Origin of the sequence: Pectobacterium polonicum (assembly GCF_005497185.1) — a bacterium.
Lineage (GTDB): Bacteria > Pseudomonadota > Gammaproteobacteria > Enterobacterales > Enterobacteriaceae > Pectobacterium > Pectobacterium polonicum.
On sequence record NZ_RJTN01000058.1, the window covers coordinates 1 to 1968 of the forward strand.

General features: G+C 54.7%; 2 protein-coding genes and 1 pseudogene. 1 reads left to right on the forward strand and 2 read right to left on the reverse strand.

The features are described from left to right. Positions 1 to 907 (forward strand): hypothetical protein (locus EDI29_RS22850; RefSeq protein ID WP_421949927.1); only part of this gene is annotated, 907 nt, incomplete at its 5' end. A gap of 17 nt (positions 908 to 924) precedes the next feature. Here the strand turns inward: EDI29_RS22850 and EDI29_RS22855 are convergent. Together EDI29_RS22855 and EDI29_RS22575 are read right to left on the reverse strand one after the other, a co-directional pair. Further along, a complete protein-coding gene (locus EDI29_RS22855) occupies positions 925 to 1065 on the reverse strand; it encodes a hypothetical protein (protein WP_167494551.1) in 141 nt (46 codons plus the stop codon). A 120-nt stretch (positions 1066 to 1185) separates the two neighbouring features. After that, positions 1186 to 1958 (reverse strand): annotated as a pseudogene (locus EDI29_RS22575) (IS5 family transposase). Positions 1959 to 1968 lie beyond the last annotated feature (10 nt).

Here is a 1968-nt window from a genome sequence, read left to right on the forward strand (position 1 = left end):
CGAATTGTTCCTGAAAGACTCTATTCGGAGCGTCTCAGCTTTAGGGCCAAACCCAACTCAAAATAGTGTCACCGCCACTCATGACTTGAACAAACTATGGGCAAAATTCGCGGCTGATATCGCGTGCGACGATCGTCTCGTAGAACTCGGAATGCCTCTGGAAGAGATATTCAAAGAGATTGCCAATGTTGACAACACCAGCATGACGTTTCGATACCCTCGTGACCTTGACGAGAATGTGCATCTTCCAGATTTTGAGCACATCAACCTAGGCGTGCTCGGCGACCGCTTGCGAGAAATGTTTAAGCAGGCGGAGGAGTTTTCACTACACTTGAGCATCCTGCAGCAGGAATACTCTCAGGGCACGTTTACCGGGAAATTGCATCGAGAAAAAATAAAGGCCATAGCCAAGAAACTGCCACCTTACGAGAAGTGGGCAGAACAGCTTAAGTCCGTCAAGAAAGAAATATGCGAGGCCCTTGCACTATCGTCGAATGACTTTTCGAAAGCTCTTGTGCTGATAAGGCAACATAGAGAGTTTTCTGCGCTAATCGGACTCGAGTTACCGCTTGAGGGTCTGCCTGTAGACGTTTTCGCTCGTCTCGCAAGTATTCATGCTGGCAAAGCTGCTCACGACGTAATTACGAGAGAAGAGTGGCAACGTTTGGATGCAGTGATGGAGGTTAGCCGCTTCGACTCGTACAGCGAGGAATACGACCGGTATCTGGCGCACATTTCTAGTGCTGATTACGAAGGACCATATGGTCCCGAGCATATCGCCAGAAATGCATACGCTCGAAATCAACGTCTGCGAACTGGACTAGTTAAGCTCGGTCAGCAGACGCTTCTGGCTGCACTTGCAGAAGCTATCCCACATCTCGCAGAACACGTTGGGAGACGTGCCTGAATCAGGATTGAATGTCCTCAACTTCCGCCCTGACCCGACAGCTTGTCGCGGTCTGATGTTTCTGTCTGCCAGCGTCCCACAAGAACATCGGCTTTTTCACATGACACGTTGCGCTGTGGCGGTGAAAACTGCCCAGAGACAGCAGGCTTGTTCGTCATTGCGGCCCACTCTTTCGCGCACCATCTAAAACAAAGAAGGCACAACATCCGATGCAAGCTTTCGACCCATCGCAGACGATCGCTAGTCAAAAAAGCTGACGCCCTAGGCTGAATCGACATTCAATCGATCCATAGAGGCAGGGCTGCGAGATAAATGAAGGCGAGGAAGTTGGCAGCCTTTCTGTCATAACGAGTGGCGATGCGGCGGTATTGCTTGAGTCGAGCGAAACAACGCTCGATCCGGTTGCGTAGGCGGTAGCGTGCCTTGTCGTAAAAGCGAGGTTGCTGGCAAGTCCGAGGCGGGATCACAGGCAGGGCTCCTTGGGCTTGGATGGTTTGGACCAGTTCGCGGCTGTCATAGCCTTTATCGGCAAGCACGTAGCTGGACTTGAGCCCGGCCAGCAAGGCCCCGGCCTGAGTGATGTCGTTGCGCTGCCCGCCAGTCAGAATGACCCGCACCGGTCAGCCTCGCCCATCGACAGCGAGGTGGATCTTGGTGCTCAGACCTCCTCGGGAACGCCCCAAAGCCGGGTCCGAGCCCCCCCTTTTCCGGTCGCCGCTTGTGCATGCGCCCGGACAATGCTGCTGTCGATCATCAGGTACTCGTTGTCCCGGTCCTTCGTCAGCGCTTGGAACACCCGTTCCCAGACGCCATTGGCGGCCCAACGGGTGAATCGCTTATGCACGCTCTTGTACTGGCCATAACGAGCAGGCAAGTCGCTCCAGCACGCTCCCGAGCGCAACACCCACAGCACACCGTTGACGAACAAGCGGTTGTCCGACGCGGTGCGACCCGGATCGCCCGCCTTGCCTGGCAGCAATGACTCAATCCGCTCCCATTGGCGGTGGCTCAGTTCGTAACGGCTCGGGCGTGGCTGGATTGGCTTCGACATCCTGCCATTT